This is a genomic window from Pirellulales bacterium (assembly GCA_036490175.1).
In the GTDB taxonomy this organism is placed as follows: Bacteria; Planctomycetota; Planctomycetia; order Pirellulales; family JACPPG01; genus JACPPG01.
Map to the genome: position 1 here is coordinate 16,388 of DASXEJ010000393.1, position 19,480 is coordinate 35,867.

The 19,480-nt window shown below is 61.4% G+C and carries 14 protein-coding genes and 1 tRNA gene; 10 read left to right on the forward strand and 5 right to left on the reverse strand.

Features of this window, described 5'->3' with window-relative positions:
- Nucleotides 1–11 precede the first annotated feature (11 nt).
- Entirely contained in the window at nt 12–1,283 is a 1,272-nt protein-coding gene (locus VGG64_30185; GenBank protein ID HEY1603909.1) for a threonine/serine exporter family protein, read from the forward strand.
- Nucleotides 1,284–1,315: 32 nt separating this feature from the next.
- On the opposite strand, the gene VGG64_30190 is transcribed toward VGG64_30185, so the two are convergent.
- The 3 genes from VGG64_30190 to VGG64_30200 all read right to left on the reverse strand — a co-directional run bounded on the left by VGG64_30190 (nt 1,316) and on the right by VGG64_30200 (nt 8,118).
- Complete coding sequence (locus tag VGG64_30190) at nt 1,316–4,786, reverse strand: efflux RND transporter permease subunit (protein HEY1603910.1); 3,471 nt, start codon at nt 4,784–4,786, stop codon at nt 1,316–1,318.
- A gap of 218 nt (nt 4,787–5,004) precedes the next feature.
- Complete coding sequence (locus VGG64_30195; GenBank protein ID HEY1603911.1) at nt 5,005–6,471, reverse strand: efflux RND transporter periplasmic adaptor subunit; 1,467 nt, start codon at nt 6,469–6,471, stop codon at nt 5,005–5,007.
- 258 nt (nt 6,472–6,729) lie between these two features.
- Nucleotides 6,730–8,118, reverse strand: a complete 1,389-nt coding sequence (locus tag VGG64_30200) for a TolC family protein (protein HEY1603912.1) — start codon at nt 8,116–8,118, stop codon at nt 6,730–6,732.
- Nucleotides 8,119–8,503: 385 nt separating this feature from the next.
- Between VGG64_30200 and VGG64_30205 the strand changes: the two genes are divergently transcribed.
- The 9 genes from VGG64_30205 (at nt 8,504) to VGG64_30245 (ending at nt 16,635) form a co-directional block, all read left to right on the forward strand.
- Entirely contained in the window at nt 8,504–9,637 is a 1,134-nt protein-coding gene (locus VGG64_30205) for a hypothetical protein (GenBank protein ID HEY1603913.1), read from the forward strand.
- 123 nt (nt 9,638–9,760) lie between these two features.
- Nucleotides 9,761–10,366, forward strand: a complete 606-nt coding sequence (locus VGG64_30210) for a non-canonical purine NTP pyrophosphatase (protein HEY1603914.1) — start codon at nt 9,761–9,763, stop codon at nt 10,364–10,366.
- Nucleotides 10,367–10,658: 292 nt separating this feature from the next.
- Nucleotides 10,659–11,033 carry a hypothetical protein gene (locus VGG64_30215; GenBank protein ID HEY1603915.1) on the forward strand — a complete coding sequence of 125 codons (375 nt, stop codon included), beginning with the start codon at nt 10,659–10,661 and terminating at the stop codon, nt 11,031–11,033.
- Nucleotides 11,034–11,449: 416 nt separating this feature from the next.
- A complete protein-coding gene (locus VGG64_30220; protein HEY1603916.1) occupies nt 11,450–12,832 on the forward strand; it encodes a pyridoxal-phosphate dependent enzyme in 1,383 nt (460 codons plus the stop codon).
- 230 nt (nt 12,833–13,062) lie between these two features.
- Nucleotides 13,063–14,316: a cystathionine gamma-synthase gene (locus VGG64_30225; GenBank protein HEY1603917.1), complete on the forward strand. Its 1,254-nt coding sequence runs from the start codon at nt 13,063–13,065 to the stop codon at nt 14,314–14,316.
- 253 nt (nt 14,317–14,569) lie between these two features.
- Nucleotides 14,570–14,640 (forward strand) — tRNA-Cys (locus tag VGG64_30230).
- Nucleotides 14,641–14,765: 125 nt separating this feature from the next.
- Complete coding sequence (locus VGG64_30235; protein ID HEY1603918.1) at nt 14,766–15,743, forward strand: Gfo/Idh/MocA family oxidoreductase; 978 nt, start codon at nt 14,766–14,768, stop codon at nt 15,741–15,743.
- Between the two features lie 100 nt (nt 15,744–15,843).
- Complete coding sequence (cutA, locus tag VGG64_30240; protein ID HEY1603919.1) at nt 15,844–16,182, forward strand: divalent-cation tolerance protein CutA; 339 nt, start codon at nt 15,844–15,846, stop codon at nt 16,180–16,182.
- A 27-nt stretch (nt 16,183–16,209) separates the two neighbouring features.
- Nucleotides 16,210–16,635, forward strand: coding sequence for a hypothetical protein (locus tag VGG64_30245; GenBank protein HEY1603920.1), 426 nt, complete (start codon nt 16,210–16,212; stop codon nt 16,633–16,635).
- Between the two features lie 33 nt (nt 16,636–16,668).
- On the opposite strand, the gene VGG64_30250 is transcribed toward VGG64_30245, so the two are convergent.
- Entirely contained in the window at nt 16,669–17,961 is a 1,293-nt protein-coding gene (locus VGG64_30250; protein HEY1603921.1) for a hydroxyacid-oxoacid transhydrogenase, read from the reverse strand.
- A gap of 119 nt (nt 17,962–18,080) precedes the next feature.
- Complete coding sequence (locus VGG64_30255) at nt 18,081–19,475, reverse strand: sigma-54 dependent transcriptional regulator (protein ID HEY1603922.1); 1,395 nt, start codon at nt 19,473–19,475, stop codon at nt 18,081–18,083.
- Nucleotides 19,476–19,480 lie beyond the last annotated feature (5 nt).

Here is a 19,480-nt window from a genome sequence, read left to right on the forward strand (position 1 = left end):
CTGAACGATCGATGAAAAAACGGCGACCTATCGACGTGCCGAGCCTCTACGATTCGGCGATCGCCGAAGCGTTCTCACCCGATGCCAAGCTGAACGAGGTAACGCAGATCGTGGTGGCGCTCGGTCGCGCGCTGCATCAGGTGGGGCAACCGGCACATAAGGTCGAGCGAACTCTGGTGCGCGTCGCGGAACGATTCCACGTCCCGCTGGAAGTGTTCGTCGTGCCGACGGGGCAGTTCCTGTCGTTTCATCGTGAGCAAGGGCCTGTCACGTTCGTGCTGCGAATCAACCCCGGGCCCGTGGCGCTCGATCGGTTGTCGCGTCTGATGTCGGTGGCCGATCGTTTGGTGGATGGATCGCTCGCGCCGTTGGCCGCCAAGGCGCACCTCGACCAGATCGCGCAGGAAGAGAAGCCGCGCAGCAGTCTGACAACGGCCTCGTACTATGTCTTGAGCGCTGCGCCGTTTTCCATTTTCTTTGGCGGGGGTTGGACTGAACTGATCGTTTCGACGTGCGTCGGGCTGACCGTCGGACTTATCGCGGCCATCATGGCTCGGTTCGGGCGCAGCGGGCGCCCCTTCGAGCTGGTGGCCGCTGCGGCCGCGGCCTTTATCGCCGGATCGGCCGATGAAATTTTAGGCGCCTATGGCGGCTGGATTCCCTTGGCCGCCGGATTGATCGTGTTGCTGCCGGGCATCGCTTTGGTGGACTCGCTCGAAGAGCTGGCCAACGGCCAACTCACTGCCGGCGCCAGCCGCCTGGCGGGCGTGGGAGTGGTCTTCCTGGCGCTGACATTCGGATCGATTGTCGGCTACTCGGCCGCCGAGATGTGGCCGAAAGTCCACAGCGTCGAGGCAGTACACCTGCAGGAATGGTTCATTCTGCCGGCGCTATTGGTCGTGGCGGTCGGTTCGACGTTGCGATTCCGCGCGCGGTTCAGCGATGTGTGGCTGATTCTCGGTGCTTCGACATTGGCGTTGGTGGGGACGCGGTTGGGGACGGCCTACATCGGCCACCTGGCCGGCCCATTCCTGGCGGCCGCCATGCTCGGCGTGGTCGGTAATCTTTATGCGCGTTACAGCCGCCGGGCTGCGGAGCTGCTGATCGTTCCGGGCATTGCTCTGCTAGTGCCTGGCTCGGTGGGAGCGCGCAGCCTGGAATGTCTGTTGAGCCAGGACACGGCAATGTTGGGAGTAGCCGACGCCTTCGATATGTTCCTGCTAGGAATCGCGCTGGTGGCAGGATTGCTCTTCAGCAACTCGCTCGTGGGCGAGCGCCGTTAATCGCGCGACCGCTGCACGCTGGCTATCCGCGTTTACTCGGCCAGGTGGTCGGCCCCTTCGACGGGCTCGCGGCTGCCGTAGAAGCTGTAGAGTACCGGAATCAAATTGAACATCAGCAGCGTCGTGACCATGCCACCTACGACCACGATGGCAAGGGGACGTTGTGATTGCGCCCCAATCTTCGTCGACACGGCTGCCGGCAACAGGCCCAGGATGGCCGTCAGAGCAGTCATCGTCAAAGGACGAATGCGATTTTCCGAGCCGGTCCGTATTGCAGCGTGCAGTGGAACACCACTGGCGCGCAGCGCGTTGAACGAGGACACGAGGAGCAATCCATTCATCACCGCCACGCCCAGGATGGAGACGAACCCGACAGCGGCCGAGACGTTGAAGTTCAAGCCCGTGAGCCACAACGTCCACACGCCGCCCATCGACATCACGGCGACGTTCGCCAGCACGACGATCGCGTCGAGCAAGGAGCGAAACGCCAGATAAAGCATGATCATGATCAGCACCATGGCCAAGCCGACGATGATCGCCATGCGATGCTCGGCTTCTTGCATCTGTTGAAACTCGCCACTCCATACTGCCCTATAGGGCGGTTTGAGGAGTGTGGCCGTTTTGGCTTGTGCCTCGGCCACGGTGCTAGCCAGGTCGCGGCCGCGGACGCCAAATTTCACGGCGATCAGGCGGCTGCCTTGCTCGCGGGAAATGATCGCGGCGCCAGGCCGAACGAAAACACCATGAGGATCCGGCACGCCGTGAATGTCAACCGGGGTTACCAGGTCCTTCAGGCGACGTCGCGGTACGCGGCTCACGCTGCCACCGGTGGCGCTATAGTTGCTGCCTGTCACGTTCGGTCGTTGCACGCTGGTGCCAGAGGCCGACAATGTTTGCGAACTGGCCGACTCGGCTTCCCCGGGAATGTTGTTTTTGACAACATCCACGGGAATATCCAGGATCTCCTCTTCGGTTTGCCGCAGGTCCTTGGGCCAGCGCAGCGTGACGTCGAACGAGCGCTCCCCTTCGATCATGTTCGTAAAAGGCTTACCGCCCACGGCGGTTTGAATCACGTCTTCAACGTCGGCCACGCTGACGCCCCACATGGCGCACTTTTCGCGGTCCACAGGAAACGCCAGGTTCGATTGACCACGAATGTGGAAGACTCCGGGGTCGACAACTCCGGGCACGTTTGCCAATACATTGTTGAACTCGCCAGCCAGACGCTCTAGCTCGTCCAGTTGCGGTCCGATGATCTTGACCGAATTCTCCCCTTTGACCCCCGACAGGGATTCCATGACATTGTCGCGGATCATCTGCGAAAAATCCCAATTGATGCCGATCAGATTGCGCGACAACTCTTGGTTCATGTCGCGGATCAGCTCTTCTTTCGTGCGGGGTCGCGATTGACCCTCGGGCGCCTTCCATTCATCGGGCGGCATTAGCGGCACGAAGCATTCCACGTTGTAATAGCCCGTCGGATCGGTGCCATCGTCGGGGCGGCCGATTTGCGAGGTGGCGAGCCGCACCTCGGGATATTTGGTCATGATCTGGCGAGCCAGGTGCGCCTTGTCGACGGCTTCGGCCAGCGACACGTTCACCGGGAACGTGCCGCGGACGATCATGTTGCCCTCTTCCAGTTCGGGCATGAACTCCCGGCCGAGGAATGGCAAGTAACACAGCGTGGCGGCCGTGATGAAACCGAAGAACCCCATCGTCAAAAAGCGATGCCGCAGCAGCAGATCCATCTCGGCTAGTGTGAATGCCTTTAGCGCACGGACCATGACGTTGTCACGAGCCGGCTTCAATCGCGTGAAGAATATCGAGCACAGCACGGGCGATACGGTCAGAGCCAAAATCAACGCCCCGCCCAAGGCAAAGGCATAGGTATCCGCCATTGGGCCAAAGATTTGCCCCTCGGGTCCGGTCATCGTGAACAGCGGCAGCATGGCGCAGATCATGATGATCGTGGAAAAGAACAAGCTGCGCTCAACCTCGCGCGAGGCGCGCAAGATGCGATCTTTAAGTGGCAAGTTCGCATTCTCGCCGGCACTCAGTCGGCGGTAGATATTCTCGACCATGATCACCGACGAATCGACGATGATGCCGAAATCGACCGCGCCGATCGACAATAGATTGGCCGACTTCCCGCGCAGGAACAGCACGGCAAACGCAAACAGTAACGCCAGCGGAATATTGATTGCCACAATCACGGCCGCCCGCACGTTACTGAGAAACATCAGCAGAATTACCGACACCAGCAGCATGCCGACCAGCAAGTTCTCGCGCACGGTCTCGGTCGTCACGTTGATCAAACGCGAACGATCGTAGAACGCCTCGATTTGCACGCCCGGCAGCAGCCGCCCGGGCGTATTATTGAATTCGTCGATCTTGGCTTCGACGTCGGCCAGCGCCGGAATGGATTGCTCTCCCTTGCGCAACAGGATGATTCCTTGCACCTCATCGGCAGAATCGACCCATTGACGCTTTCCCTGCGCGTCGAGTATTTCCTCGCCGTGCTCATCCAAGACCGGGGTCGTGATGGCCAGTTGGCCCTGCCGTGTCTGGTGCCCCACGACCACACCACGCTCCCCCATCGCCCCGCCGCTCTTGACGGGCCCCCCCTCGACGACGTGCTCAACGCGGATCGGCACATTGTTGGTGGCGGCGATCACGATGCGGCGAATTTCTTGGATGCGACGGTTCTCTTCTTCGCGCAGATAGGCGGCGGCCTCTTCGGGCGTCGGCATTTGCATGGCTTCCAGCATCGGGTCTTCGCCGCCGCCGATCAGGCCGATGCCGCGCACGACCTGAATCGCATCTCCCTGCACAACGTAATCCCCTCCCACGTTGGCATTGCTGTTCGCGACGGCCTCCTGAAGCTGGTCGAGCGTGATGCCGTATTCCTTTAAGCGGTCGGGGTCAGGCCGGATTTCGTAGCGCTTCACCTCGCCCCCCGAGCTGACCACGCCCGCGATCCGCGGCACGCGACGGAACTCGCGCTGCAGCGTCCAATCCTGCAGTGATTTCAGATCGTTGAGGGTATAGATCGGCCGCCCGTGGCTGTCCTTGGGACTGGTAAGCGTATAGCGCACGATTTCGCCAATGGGGGAAGCCGGCGAGATCTGCGGCGTCACTCCCGTCGGCAGGTCGACCGATTGCAAGCGATTGATGACCTGCTGCCGCGCGTACTCGTAGTCGACGCCGTATTCGAACTGGTTGCGCAGATGCGACAATCCGAACATGGATTTCGCGCGTGTGTACTTCAGGCCGGGGATACCGGCCAAGGCGACTTCCAGCGGGATCGTTACCTGCCGCTCGACCTCTTCGCTCGACGCACCGGGATATTGCGCGACGACTTCCACGATCGCGGGGGCCGGGTCAGGATAGGCCTCGACATTGACGTGCGTAAACGCGTACCCGCCGACCCCGACCAAAGCCGCGGCGAGAAGCAGTACGACGACGGGGCTGTGGAGAGCCCATTGGACGAGTTTCGCGACCATGAATGATTGCTCGGCGCATCGCCCGTGTTCTACCTTTGTCGAATGCGCGGTCGCGGGAGACTTTTGAGGTCCTGCGACAAACTAGCGGCGGTCGATTTCAGGCATGAATCGATATGGCGACTTTCCCCCGCATGTTTCTACGCAGCTCGGGCAGACGACGCAGGATCCGTCCTGGTCAGATGGGAAGAATCGAAGGTTTCTTACCAAGGTGTAACGCATTAGTTGGCCGACGGCACCGTAGTCGCCTCGCCTTCCGCCGCGTTGGCGCGGCGCACGCGCGCCTCGACATGCGGTTGCGCGGCCTTGAGCAGGGCCAGCTCGTTGTTCAGCTCGATCACACCCGAAGCCAGCACGCGCTCGCCCAATTTGAGGGGCGTGGCGCCGGCCGCCCGTTCGGCCTCGTTGGGCTCGCTACGGATGCATACTTTGCTGGGCATCCGACTGGTAACAGCCACCAGATGGCGCGTGAACTCGTCAGGGTGAGAGTTGTCTTGCACGAAAATCGCCGCCAAGCTGCCATCTTCGATGACGGATTTGGTCGGCACCGCGACCATCGCCGGATCGGCGTCGAGGTCGATGGCCGCCGTCACGAACTGTCCCAGGTTCATGCGGCCGCTACTGTTATCCAACGTACCCATGATGGTGCCTGTATGATCGGCCGGATCGATGATACCGCCCACGATTTCAAACGCCCCCGACACCGGCTCATCAAACGGATCGGATTTCAGGTCGATTTTCCAACGACGCTTCTCGGGCGGCACGTGCCGCAAGGTCGGCAGGTCCTCCTCGTAAACCCGTGCCAGGATGCGGATATGGCTGGTATCCGCGATCTTGAACAAATCGTCGGAGGGATCGACGAGTTGCCCTAAACTGAAGTTTTTCTCCAGGATTCGCCCGTCGATGGGAGAACGTACTTCAGTATTCGCCCAGCTTTTCTCCACCGCTAAGTCGGCGTTGGTGTCCTTCCCGCCGTCGGTCGCATCCTGGGGCTTGCGGTTCTCCAGCTTCTTGGCCTCGCTATAGACGACGTCGATATCTTTTTCTAACAACCCCCACGACAGCAAAGTTCGCCGCGCGTCCTCTACCGCCACCATCGCCTGTTGGTAATCGCGATTGGCGTCGATGATGGCGCGTTGGGCAATCGCGCCTTGCTCGGCACTTTCGAGTCGCTTGAGAATGTCTTGGGTCGTGTGCAGTTTCGACAAGGCGTCGACCAGCTCGCTCTTCTTCGCACCGACCTCGGTGCTCCAGACGACGGCCAGAACCTGATCCTTGTGAACATGATCTCCATAGCGCAGCGCGCGCTTTGGCTGATCAGAAGGGCCGTCTTCGAATCTGCCAATTTCCACCACGCGGCCGCCGGCGAAACGGGCCTTGATGCGCACCGAGGAGTCGGAATCCAGATCCACGCGCCCCTGTAGCTTTAGCGGCGGAGGCGGGGGAGCCGGCTCGACTGTGGCCAAACGATAACCCATCTTAGTGAGTGCATTCGGAGCGAACTGCACGGTATCCGTCTGACCGGGGGCCAGCGTCACAAGCGCGCCTGGATCGTGCTCCGGATCGAATGTTTGCGCGGGGCTTTCCCACTCCTCGAAGCCGCGAAACGCCACCCCCACTGCGCCCAGCAATAGAATGCCGACCACGGCCCAGGGGACGATTTTTCGAATCGAAACTCTTGCAGTCATGCCGCCACGTGCGACGAGAAGGGGAAACTAGATCGAAGTATCGTTGAATTTTCCGTTGAGTGTCAACCGCGACTTGTCCCACGAAAGCAACTGCCATTCGGCGATGCTTGGGACAGTTTTGTGCGCGTTCCGGGCGCCCTCTATTTCCCACATAGCTCACCCCCTGTACTACGTGGAGGGCATTCCCAAGGGTTTGTTCTCATTTCCCAGAATACAGGCAAAGGGACCGATCGAATCGCTCGTTTCGTTACAATGCCGTTAGGGGAAGCTCTCGACTTGCAAAAGCCCAGCCAAGGTAGCGGCACTCATCCAGGCGGTTTCCAGCGTTTCGATGTAGTCCAAGTTGACCTGGGTGAGGGCCCTCTGGGCTTGCAATACGGGCGCCACGTCCATCTGGCCGACGTCGTAGGCGTTTCGCACTAACCTCTGGGTCCGCTCGGCGGTCGGCAGAATCTCCTCGCCGATGCGGAGCGAGCGATCGCGGGCTGTGCGATATGTGGCCAGCGTTTCGGCCGCTTGCCGCAGCAGGTCGTTCTGCAAGACGCCCACCGAGGCCACCGAATCGCGAATGTTGGCGTTGGCCGCGCGGATGTTGCCCTGGTTGAGATTCCACACCGGGATATTCATCTGCATGTTGATCCACAACTGCGCCCCGTTGCCGCCGTTGCTGCCAGAACTGGGGCCAAAAGCGATCGCCGGGCCCACGTAGGGATTCGGGTATGGTTCCACGCGCGCCCGCTGATAGAGGAACCGGTTCTGGGCAATTTGCAATTGCGCTTCGACCACCGCAGCATTGCGCGTGGCGATGAACTGCCGCATCGGTTCCTCGTCGAACTTCGGCAAATTGGCTGTTAAATCTCCCAGGGCGTCTTGAATCGGAAAGGCGGGAATCCCCATCGTGGCAGCCAGCGCCCGCCGGGCACCGGCCAGGATGGTGCGCGAGTTCTCTAGCGCGATCTGCGCTTGTTGCAACTCGGTGAGGAGCAGCAGCACGTCGGTCTCGGCAACTTGCCCGGCCTTCTCTCGTTGCTGCGCCGCGGAGTGAGATTTCGAGGCGATCTGCACCAATTGTTCGAGCACCGCGACGCGGCGTTCCTGCGCCAGCATATGATAAAACTGCTGTCGCACCGCGGTTAGTAGCTCGAACCGTTGCCGGATGTAACCCATCCGCGCTTGTTCGACGTCTTGCATCGCGGCCGCGCGATCTAGACGCAACTTTCCCTTGACCGGCACTTCCTGACAGAAGCCCGCGTTGTACTGGCTTTGGCCACCGGCAAAGACTTGCGGATTGTTGGTATCATAGCGCGGGTTGGGCGGAATGCCTGCCTGGATGGCGATGCCCATCTTGGAATCGATCTGCGCGCGCGCTCTTACCAGGATGGGATTGTTGCGTACGGCGAGCTCGCTGGCCTGATCCAACGTCAGCGAAGCGCCTTCTGGGGCGGCGATGCTCACTCCCTGGCCCGATTGCACTGGACGCGGCACGACCTCTTCGTATCCGCCGCCGGCTGGTGGGAGACTCTGCATGGCGACGCGCGTCGCACGGCTGGAAGTTGCTCGCTGCTGCGATTGCTGTGCTAGCAGAACGTGCTGCGTGCTGGCGACGACGCCAAGAACAACAGCAACCTTTTGCCACAGGCGAATCACAAGATGCGCTCCCAATGAACGTAGTGTCTCTGCACTAATCTCGGTCCCGCAAATTCAGCAATCGAGTCAAAACCGGCCTTTCGGTGCAGGGGTCCCAGACCTCCAGGCTTCTATGCATTTGCGAAATCTGGCGAACTGCTGAAGATTTGCGGCGATGGCACTCGCGTAAAACCCGGGCGTTTTCGGCCTGGAATCCGTGTGAGCAGTTGGTTACACTCCGCCACCTTTCCTTACCGGCGACAGTCGTGACGCCGTGAGACACTAATCCCTGTTTCCGTTGCCTAGCGCAGGTTCGTGCACCGGCCGCGTGCCGCGTGAACGTTTGCGCGCGACGTTCCCAGCGAGGGACCGTGGCGGCGCAAGGCCTGCCCGATTAGGAGACGCTATGCAGAAGCGACATGCGGTCATCGGCCTGCTGCTGCTGGCTTCAGCCGGTTCGTCCGTGCTGGCCGCGCCGCCGTGGAACAAGCTCGATCTGTTTCACCGGCTGGAGGCCGATCCGGACAAGTCGTACCCGCTCGCTGAGCGGAACGGACCCTGGATGATCATGGCCATGACGTTCTCGGGCCCGAACGCCGAGGAACAATCGCGGGAGCTTGTCTACGAGCTGCGCAGCCGCTTTAAGCTGGCGGCCTATACGAAAGAAATGCATTTCGACCACACGACAGATAAAAACGGCAAGCAGACCGGCGCCGCGGCGCGACGAGTACGCTATCGACTCAACGAGATGACCGAAATTGCCGTCCTCGTTGGCGATTTCCCCTCCATCGACGATAACGCAGCGCAGAAAACTTTGGACAAGATCAAGCTCATGCAGCCGGACTGCCTCGACTTGGAAAAACGCGCCAAGGAGGGCAAGCCAGACAGCCGCACGTTGGGTCAACTGCGGATGATTCAGCAGGCCGTGCTGCCGAACAGCAGCGCGCGCAAAGGACGCGGCCCGATGCGGCAGGCATTTATCACGACCAATCCGCTCTTGCCCGACGAGTATTTTGCTCCCAAGGGGATCGATCGGTTGGTGCTCGATATGAATCAACCGGTGAAATTCAGCCTGCTCGATTGCCCGGGAAAATATACCGTCAAGGTGGCCACCTTCACGGGGCGCGTCGTGATCGACCAGAAGCAAATCGAGGAGATCGAAAAGAAGGGCAAGCCCTTCGACAGCCAGTTGGCCCTAGCGGCTGAAAAAGCCCACAAGTTAACGATGGCGCTACGGCAAAAGAACTATCAGGCGTACGAATTCCACGATCGCTACGCCAGCATCGTCACCATCGGCAGCTTCAACTCGGTAGGCACGCCGCGCGCGGACGGTAAGATCGAAATCAATCCCGAGGCGCACGCCATCATGGAAACCTTCGGCGCCGATAAGAAAGTCGTGCCAGGCCAGGTCGCCGCGCAGCTGGGGAATCCAAAGCTCGAAGCGGGTATCCCGCTCGATATTCAACCGATGCTGGTCGAGGTGCCCAAGCGGTCGATCAGTGCTCAGTACGAGCGCCCCACATTGACCAGCCGCTTCTGACGCGACGTGCGACCGGTACAATGCGGGCTGCCGGCGCAGCGTCGCCGCTCCGACACGATACAGCGTGCGCCGTGGCACACTGCGACTTCGCGCCGTTGTATAACCTGTCGCTTCGAGAATGCCATGCGCTGGCCCCTTGTGCTAGGAACTCACAACCGAAAAAAAGGGCTCGAGTTGGCCGAGCTGGTCGCGCCGCTGGGAATCGAAGTGCGCACGCTGGCCGACTTTCCGCAGCCGTTGACCGTCGTTGAAGATGGCGACAGCTTCGCCGCGAACGCGCAGAAAAAAGCCACCCAGCAAGCGCGGCATCTGCACGCGTGGGTATTGGGCGAGGATAGCGGTCTAGTCGTCGACGCCTTGGGCGGAGCACCCGGAATCTATTCGGCGCGGTTCTCTGGACCCGACGCGACCGACGACAAGAATAACGTGCGCTTATTGGCCGACCTGGCCGATATTCCAGCGGCACGCCGCACGGCACACTACATCTGCCACGCAACGCTCGCCAATCCGGCGGGCCAGGTGATCGCCGAAGCCGAAGACACCTGCCAGGGTTTCATTCTGCTTGCGCCGCGTGGATCGGCGGGCTTCGGTTACGATCCCTTGTTCGAGATCGTCGAGTATCACCGTACGTTCGCCGAACTTGGTAACGCGGTGAAGGCTTGCCTCAGTCACCGGGCCAGAGCGTTGCGCAAGCTGCTGCCCAGCCTGCCAGCGCTGCTCGAAGCCTGAGCGGTCGTAGATCGTCAGGCTCCGTGCATTCTTGTGCGGTGGCAAAAAAAAGAGCGGACGATCCAGGCGCTACTGGACCGTCCGCCAATCGAGTTCGCCGCATGTCTGCAGCGAACTCGGCTAGCTCCCTTGAGGGGAGAAGTATTCTCAAACAGCTGATTAGCAGGTGCAGCAGCAGCAAGGCATGCCGCCGAAGCACACGCAGCACATGCAACCGGCCTTCATGCAGCTGCTTACGCAGTCGCAGCAGGCTTGCAGCATCTCGCAGCAGGCCTTATCGCCCGAGGTGCAGGTGACGCACACGCCGTCCTTGGTCATTTCGCATTTGCAATTGCACATGGCGAAATTGCACTGGCACATGACCATGCCATTCATCATGCAGCTGCAGCTGCACATGCCACTGGAAAGCATGCGGCAAATGTTCTGCAGCGTGCCGCACGACACTTCGTCATCGGTCGAGCAGGTCATCTTGATGCCGCCGCTGCACTTCTCCATCTTCATTTTGCACTGCGGCACCATCGCCATGCCGGGGGCCATGGCGGGCATTCCGGACATTGGCAACGAGCCACTCGTCATCCCAGGCATCGACATGGGACGGTCCACCATCATCATGGACATTGCAGACTCCTTTCAAAATAGAGGGGCCAGTCAAACTGCAAGGCGGTAAACCGCCTGCAGCTTGTACCGGCCGGCAACTCGACCGCGCTCCTCTGGATTGCCCAGTCAGATAACGCGACGTTCGTTGAGTGATACCTCCCGCAAGACGGGTCGGCTTTTCCGGCGATTGCTGTCAGAAATGTAGATAACCGGACAGATATACGCAAGTCTTTTTCCCAACACGGCTTAAACTGACAGCACCGGAATCAACTTTGTAAACAACGCCGATGGGGTAACGAGTATGGCCAGGTCAGCGTCGACTTGGGCTTCGCCACGGGGGGAACTCATGTCACCACGGGACTCTGCTCGATAAAAGACTTGGAACAGTCGTGCCCGAGAAGCGGAATCTGCCGGCCGTTCCGCCCCGCCACAGCACGCGAGTCTGCCGTGCTGTCCTTTCACGATCTCAAACCCCGCGGACGACCCATGACCACGACGCTTGCACCGGTCGACGTCCTGTCATTGATTGGCAATACGCCGCTCGTCGAATTGCACTCGTTCGATGTCGGGCCTTGCCAGCTGTTCGTCAAATTGGAAAGCCACAATCCTGGCGGATCGATCAAGGATCGCATCGGCCGGTCGATGATCGAAGCGGCCGAGCGAGACGGAAAGATCGGCCCCGGGTCGACACTCGTCGAGGCCACGGCCGGCAATACGGGGTTGGGCTTGGCCTTGGTGGCCGCGCGCAAGGGATACCGCCTGGTGCTGGTGATTCCCGATAAGATGAGCCGCGAGAAGGTCTTTCACCTGCGGGCCCTGGGGGCCGAGGTTGTCATGACTCGCAGCGACGTGGGCAGGGGCCATCCACAGTATTATCAGGACCTGGCCGAGCGCATTACACGCGAGACGCCGGGCGCCTTCTACATCAACCAATTCAATAATCCCGCCAATCCGCTGGCGCACGAAACGACGACGGGTCCCGAAATCTGGGAGCAATGCGGGCACGACCTTGATGCCGTCGTGTGCGGCGTCGGTTCAGGGGGCACGCTGACCGGCCTGAGCCGTTACTTTGCCGAACACGCACCCGACGTGGCCATGGTGCTTGCCGATCCGGCCGGCTCGGTGTTGGCCGAATTTCTGCAAACAGGCCGCATTGGCGAGGCCGGTTCCTGGGTGGTCGAAGGCATTGGCGAAGACTTCATCCCGCCGATCGCGGATCTGTCGCGCGTGCGACAAGCCTTTACGGTCAACGACGCGGAAAGCCTGCTGACGGCCCGCGAGCTATTGCGGCGCGAAGGCATCCTGGCCGGATCCTCGTCAGGAACACTGGTGGCCGCGGCATTGCGCTACTGCCGCGAGCAAAGTCAGCCGCGCCGCGTGGTGACCTTCGTGTGCGATTCGGGCAACAAGTATCTCTCCAAAATGTTCAACGACTTCTGGTTGGCGGACCACGGGTTCTCGAAGGCGCATCCCCTGGGGGACCTGCGCGACGTGATTTCGCGCCGTTTTGCCGACGGCGCCGTGGTCAGCGTCACGCCCGACGAGCCGCTGGCGATCGCCTATTCGCGCATGCGGATGTACGACATCTCGCAATTGCCCGTGATTGATCACAAGCAAATCGTCGGTCTGCTCGACGAATCCGACCTGCTGCTGGCCGCGTCAACCGATATCGAAGCATTCCGCCGGCCCTGTCGCGATTGCATGACCACGCGGCTGGAAACGGTCTCGCGGCAGGCGACTTTGCACGAGCTGCTGCCCATGCTGAACGCAGGCAAAGTCGTAATAGTGGCCGACGACAACGAATTTCACGGCTTGATCACGCGCGTCGACATGTTGAACTATCTGCGGCGCGAACGCCGCGCCGCGTAAACGCTTCGCACGAACGAAATTGAACCACGGAGACGCGGAGACACGGAGAAATGCAATGCAAAATGATGACTGCGAAATGATGAAGAACTGAGACGAACTGAAAGACGGCCGACCCTTGTTCATTCATCATTCATCATTTTGCATTCATCATTGCATTTCTCCGTGTCTCTGTGCCTCCGTGGTGAACCCTTAATCGCCTTAAAGTCAGGCGCATAAACAAGGAAATCGCGATGAGCACTGTGAGCGAGTTTTTCACGTCTGTGGCGTCCTGGCCGTCGTTAGTGCTACGCCGGGGCGACGCGCCGCATGCCGCGCTTATTGTGGACACCGAAACCTGCCGAGCGGCGTTCAATACACGCGCGATTCATGCCGGCCAGTCCCCCGATCCCACGACGGGCGCCGTGATGACACCGATCTATGCCACGAGCACCTATGCCCAGCAGTCGCCCGGAGTGCACAAAGGCTTTGACTACGGTCGCAGCCACAATCCCACACGGTTTGCCTTCGAGCGCTGCGTGGCCGATTTAGAAGATGGGACCCAGGCTTTTGCTTTCGCGTCCGGACTGGCGGCGATGGCCACGGTGTTGGAACTGCTGGACCACGGCTCGCACGTGCTGGTATGCGATGACATTTATGGCGGCTCGTTCCGGCTGTTCGAGCGCGTGCGACGACGCTCGGCCAATCTTGACTTCAGCTTTGTCGACGCGACGAAGCTGGACGATTTCCGCGCCGCGATCCGTCCGAACACCCGCATGATCTGGATCGAAACGCCATCGAATCCGCTGTTGAAGCTGGCGGATTTGGAAGCGATCGCGGCACTGGCGCGCAAGCATCGTATCCTGAGCGTGGCTGACAATACGTTCGCCACTCCGTATGTGCAGAGGCCTTTATCGCTGGGTTTCGACATCGTCGTGCATTCGGTGACAAAGTATCTCAACGGCCATTCCGACGTGATCGGCGGCACGGCCATCGTCGGAGAAAATCCGTCGCTGGCCGAACGGCTGGGCTTCCTGCAGAACGCCGTGGGAGCGATTGCCAGTCCGTTCGACAGCTTCCTGGCCCTGCGCGGACTGAAGACCTTGGCCTTGCGCATGGAACGACATTGCCACAACGCGCTAACGATTGCCCAGTGGTTGGCCAATCGGTCGGACGTCGTACGCATTCATTATCCAGGGTTGCCCAGCCATCCGCAGCATGCGCTGGCCAAGCGCCAGATGCGCGGCTTCGGCGGCATGATATCGGCCGTGCTCGAAGGGGGCGAACCGCGAGCCCGGCGATTCTTGGAACGCTGTCAGATATTCACGCTGGCCGAAAGCCTGGGAGGCGTGGAGAGCCTGATCGAACATCCGGCGCTGATGACGCACGCCACGATCCCGGCCGACAAACGCGCGGCGCTGGGCATCGACGACGGCCTGGTCCGCCTTTCGGTGGGGGTCGAAGACGTCAACGACCTGATCGGCGACCTGGAACAGGCCTTGGCTTAAGATGCGGGCGCATGGGCCGCTACTTGCGCTGAGCAGCGCGCTAGCATAGGCCTTCTGCAAACGCGTGGTGTGCTTCTAAAATCCTCGCGGACGTCCTTCGATCGAGCGACGCGCGACCGCGATGTGCTAGTGTTCTGACGCTGCGTACGCTGCGAGCGACTTTTCCGGACCTAAATGTATTCGACGCGTTTAAGCCACACCCCTCGGACGACCGATGTAATCGTACGTCCAACCTGTCAAAGGGTGGACGATTGAGGCTGGAGCCAGACGGCCCGGCAACCGGCTGCAACCCGGTCAAAGTGGGTTCGACTCCCACCGGCCTCTTTGAACACGTGCTGAACGATCGATGCTGACTGAACACGGGGGGCAGCGGGCAGGTGCGAACCAAATCGGCACGCTGAACCTAAGGCGCTTCGCACTCATCGTTCTTTCCTGCTAAATTCCCGGGCATGACCACACCGCTACGATTCGGCATCCTGGGTTGCGCGCGGATCGTCCGTCGCGCCATCGCCGCCGCTCTGCGGCAGTCGCCGCATGCCCAGCTTCAGGCGATTGCCAGCCGCGACGCCTCTCTGGCCCGAAGCTGGGCGGACGAATTTCAGATTCCCACGGTACACGCCACTTACGAGGCGTTGATCGCGGACCCGGCGATCGACGCCGTCTACATTCCGCTGCCCAACGAGTTGCACCGCCCCTGGGTGCTGGCCGCGGCTGCGGCGGGCAAGCACGTGCTGTGCGAAAAGCCGCTCGCGCTCGACGCGGCCGAGGCGCAAGCGATCGTCGACGGTTGTGCCCGGCATAAAGTCATCCTGATGGAAGCCTTTATGTGGCGCCATCAGGCCCGCGTGGCGCACGCCCGCACGATGCTGGCCGACGGCCTGCTGGGCGAGTTACGGCTGGTAAAGATGGACTTCTCGTTCGACATCGATCGGCAGGACTGGCGGCTCGACCCGCGCCGCGGCGGCGGGGCCATGTACGATCTGGGCTGCTACGGCATCAACGCGGCCAGGCTGTTCACGGGGGCCGAGCCGGTCGAAGTCGTGGCCCGCTCGCGCCCCTACTCGACGGGCGTCGATATGACCATGTCGATGCTGCTGCGCTTTCCGCAGGATACGATTGCGCTGTTGGATTGTAGCTTCGAGTGTTCCTCGTATCGCAACCGTATCGAGATCGTGGGGACCAAGGGAGCGCTCGAGTTCCCCGAAGGGGTCCTGCCCAAGCCGGAGTCGCAACTCATATTCCGACAGGGTGACAAAAGCGAGTTCATCGATTTCCCGACCAACAATCAGTACGTGGGCCAGCTCGAATGTTTCTGCGCGAGCGTCGCAGCGGGCCGGCTGTTGGATCCCGCCGAAAACGGTCTGGCTAATATGCGAGTTCTCGACGCGGCGCGCCAAGCTGCTGGCGCCATCCACGCGGCAGGGTAGAATACCCCAGTCGGCTGCGCCGCTGAATAGGCGCTTTCCCCAGTCGTTCCTCGGCGCTGGACTGAATACGACGCAACGCTTTGCAATTTGGGGTGCCCGCATGCACGACTATTTGCAAGTCGCCACCACGACAGAAACCAAAGATGCCGCCGCGCGCATTGCCACGGCGCTCGTTGAGCGGCGGCTGGCGGCTTGCGTACAGCTAACCGGCCCGATCACCAGCACCTATCGTTGGGAAGGCAAAATCCAATCGGCCGAAGAGTGGCTGTGCGTCGCCAAGACGCGCCGCGATTTATATGAGCTTGTCGAAGGGACGATCCGCGATCTTCATCCCTATAAGGTGCCCGAGATCGTGGCCACCGCCGTGGTGGCCGGCAGCCGAGCCTATCTGGACTGGCTCGACGGAGAATTGCTACCACAGGCCAGCGATCACGCGTAGGTTACCCTGGCGCGCAGACATCACAAGATGTACACCTTTCAAATTACGCTGCACGCCCGCCCGGCCGAAGCCCTGCCCGGTGGGTCGATCGAAATCAACGGCCAGCGCTATTCCACTTTGGACGTGCCGGCGCAAGTGCAGGGTACGGGTTTTTCCGTCAGCTTCGAGGAAACTAGCGTGGCACTCGCTCAGCTGCCGCGGATGTTTATCGAGCCGGATGGTTCGTTTGTGTGGGTCTCGCCAGCGGGCGAGAGAGCCTGGCAGGTCGACGGTGTGCTTTACGATCGCGACGAGCGGTTGCAGTTCATCGATCTGAAGGGAACCTGTCCGGCGGCCGCGTTCGATCAAGTACTGTCGGCCGTGGACTGGCCGACAACGGCCGTGATGCTGCAATTGACGCGCGAGGCCGTATTCGTCGACGAAGCGACGTTTCGTTCGCTGGCCGTCGCATAGGGTTTGTGATGGTCTTCGCCGCCGGGCGGCCCACTACCACAGCGTCATCGATTCCTCGAACAGCCGCACCAGATCGGCCTCGCTGGCCGGGCGCGGCGAGAGCTTGGTCACGCGATGTTGCATGATTGCTCCCTTGGCCAGCGCCGGGGCGTCGGCCAATTGAAAGCCAAGCGCACTCAAACCGTTGGGCAAGTCCAGGTCGCGCATCAGGGCGACCAATCGCGCGGCCAGCACCTCACCCGCGTCGGCAAACGTCGCGCGCGACACATCCACGCCCAGCACGTGCGCCGCATGCAAATGACGTTCGGGCGAGGCCGGTCCGGTAAAGCGAAATACGGCCGGCGCCGTCAGAACGACCGAAATGCCATGTGGCACGAGCGGATGATCTTCCGGGTAACCGGGCGGATGGTAGCTGCGCACCATGCCGCTAACGGGATACGACATGCCGTGGCAGAGGTGTACGCCGGCGTTGCCAAAACCCATCCCGGCATAACTGCTGGCCAATAGCATGTTCCAGCGGGCATCGTCGTCGTCCGGATGGGCGCATGCCTGCGGCAAGTATCGCGCCGTCAACTCCAAGGCACGCAGCGACCAGATATCGCTGACCGGGTTGGCGCCCTGATAGGCTGGCCGCAGGTTGGGACGCTGGGGATGCGGCCGCGTATCGAAGGGAATGGCTGTGTAGCTTTCGAGCGCGTGGCACAATACGTCTAAACCCGATGAGGCCGCCACCAACGGCGGCTGCGTGCGCGTGTTGTCCGGGTCGACAATGCCCAGCGTGGGCTTCAATCGCCGATCGGCGATGCCGGTTTTAGCGTGCGTCGCCAGCAGATCGAAAATTGCTACGCCGGTCGTCTCGCTGCCGGTGCCGGCCGTCGTGGGGACCGCGATCAGCGGCTTGAGCGGCCCCGGAATCGGTCGCGCGCGGCCGATCGGCGCATTGACGTACGTGAGCAGTTCTGCCGGGTAAGACGAGTAAAGGTTAGCCGCCTTGGCCGTATCAATGGTCGAGCCGCCGCCGACGGCGACAAACGCATCGAAGTCTCCGGCCGTGGCGATCGCAATGGCCTCTTGGAATGATGCATCGGTCGGTTCGACGCGCACGCGATTGAACAGCTCGTATTGAACGCGCGCGCGCTCCAGAGATTTACAAACCGTATGCACTGGCGGCAGCTTCGCCATCCGTGCATCGGTCAACAGCAGCACGCGGCGAGCCCCCAAATCGGCCAAATCCATGCCGATCTCGGCCGTGGCTCCTGCGCCAAAACGCAGGTTGCTGGTGGCCATCTCGAAGACTGAATCATGATCGTGAAAGGTGTCAGCCACGCCGTGAAGGCTCCTCAAGTAACTTGGAATGCGGTCGATCTCGTTGCGTCAAGTCGTTCGCGCAATTCAGGCAAATGCGCATGGCCCGCTTCGGGCACGAGCGGATCTGGCGATATCTCTTACTCGGGCTGCACGCCAAAGTGCTCAAGCTTTTTACGCAAGGTGGCCCGGTGCAGGCCTAGGCTACGGGCCGCCGAGACGCGCTGGCCGTGGTGGGTGCGGAGCGCGACTTCCAACAGCGGCGGTTCGACCAGATCGAGCAGACGCTCGTACAAATCCTCGGCCCCGGACGAATCGCGAAACTGATTCTCGGCCCAGCGGCGCACCAGCCCGGCGATATCGCCCCCTTCGCTGCGTTCGCCGGCGAACATGACCGGCGCCGGCAAATGCTCGGGCCCGATCGCGCCTCCACGGGCGACAATCACGGCGTGTTCGACGGCATTGCGGAGCTCGCGGACGTTGCCCGGCCAAGAGCGGCGACACAGCTCGTGCATGGCGGCCGTGGTGAGCCGCGCGGTGGCCCCGACGGGCAGGGCGCCCGCCAGGAAACGCTCAGCCAATTGCGGAATGTCTTCGACGCGTTCGCGCAGCGGCGGCAACGCAATCTCGAAGACGGCCAGGCGGAAATACAAATCCTCGCGGAACGCGCCGCTGCGTATCTCATTCCGCAGGTCGCGGTTCGTGGCGGCAATCACGCGAAAGGCACTACTGCGCGGCTGCGTCTCGCCGACGGGCGTCACTTCGTGCTGCTCGAGCACGCGCAACAGCTTCACCTGCACGCTGGCCGGAATATCGCCGGCTTCGTCGAAGAACACCGTACCTCCGTCGGCCAGTTCCAACAACCCTTGCCGGGCGGCCGCCGCGCCGGTGAAGGCGCCGCGGGCATGGCCGAACAATTCGCTTTCCACCAGCGAAGGGCTGAGGGCTGCCAGATTGACCGGCACCATCGGCGTCGCGGTGCGCGTCGAGTGGCGATGGATCGCGCGGGCCACCAATTCCTTGCCGGTGCCACTTTCGCCCGTGATCAGCACCGAGGCATCGGTCGGTGCCACCAGCGCGATGCGTTTGAACACTTCTTGCATGGCGGCGCTGCGACCCAAGAGTTCGTCGTCCGCGCCGGGGCCAACCGTCGCGGCGGTACGTGCCATTTCCGCCGGACGCGATAGAGCGCGGGCCACGACAGTTGCCGCCTGGTCGAGATCGAACGGCTTTACGATATAGTCGAAGGCGCCGTTCGACAGTGCCGCGACGGCCGTCGTCAGATTGCCGAAGGCTGTCATGATGATGATCGGTGTCTGCGGACTGAGTCGCTGCAAGCGCCCCAGCGCTTCCAGACCGTCCATGCCGGGCAGGCGAATGTCGAGCATCACGACGTCTGGCAGCTCTTGGGCAACATTTTCAAACGCGTCTTCGGCCGAGGAGGCCACGGTAACGCGATGACCACTTTCGGTCATCAGCCGCCGCAGGGCCCAGCAGATGCTTTCTTCGTCGTCGACAATCAGTACATGACTCATGGTTT

Bases quoted from the DNA above. Each gene is read 5' to 3' on its own strand.
- VGG64_30185 (HEY1603909.1), top strand. From the start codon at position 12: ATGAAAAAACGGCGACCTATCGACGTGCCGAGCCTCTACGATTCGGCG.
- VGG64_30190 (HEY1603910.1), bottom strand. From the start codon at position 4,786: ATGGTCGCGAAACTCGTCCAATGGGCTCTCCACAGCCCCGTCGTCGTA.
- VGG64_30195 (HEY1603911.1), bottom strand. From the start codon at position 6,471: ATGACTGCAAGAGTTTCGATTCGAAAAATCGTCCCCTGGGCCGTGGTC.
- VGG64_30205 (HEY1603913.1), top strand. From the start codon at position 8,504: ATGCAGAAGCGACATGCGGTCATCGGCCTGCTGCTGCTGGCTTCAGCC.
- VGG64_30210 (HEY1603914.1), top strand. From the start codon at position 9,761: ATGCGCTGGCCCCTTGTGCTAGGAACTCACAACCGAAAAAAAGGGCTC.
- VGG64_30220 (HEY1603916.1), top strand. From the start codon at position 11,450: ATGACCACGACGCTTGCACCGGTCGACGTCCTGTCATTGATTGGCAAT.
- VGG64_30225 (HEY1603917.1), top strand. From the start codon at position 13,063: ATGAGCACTGTGAGCGAGTTTTTCACGTCTGTGGCGTCCTGGCCGTCG.
- VGG64_30235 (HEY1603918.1), top strand. From the start codon at position 14,766: ATGACCACACCGCTACGATTCGGCATCCTGGGTTGCGCGCGGATCGTC.
- cutA (HEY1603919.1), top strand. From the start codon at position 15,844: ATGCACGACTATTTGCAAGTCGCCACCACGACAGAAACCAAAGATGCC.
- VGG64_30245 (HEY1603920.1), top strand. From the start codon at position 16,210: ATGTACACCTTTCAAATTACGCTGCACGCCCGCCCGGCCGAAGCCCTG.
- VGG64_30255 (HEY1603922.1), bottom strand. From the start codon at position 19,475: ATGAGTCATGTACTGATTGTCGACGACGAAGAAAGCATCTGCTGGGCC.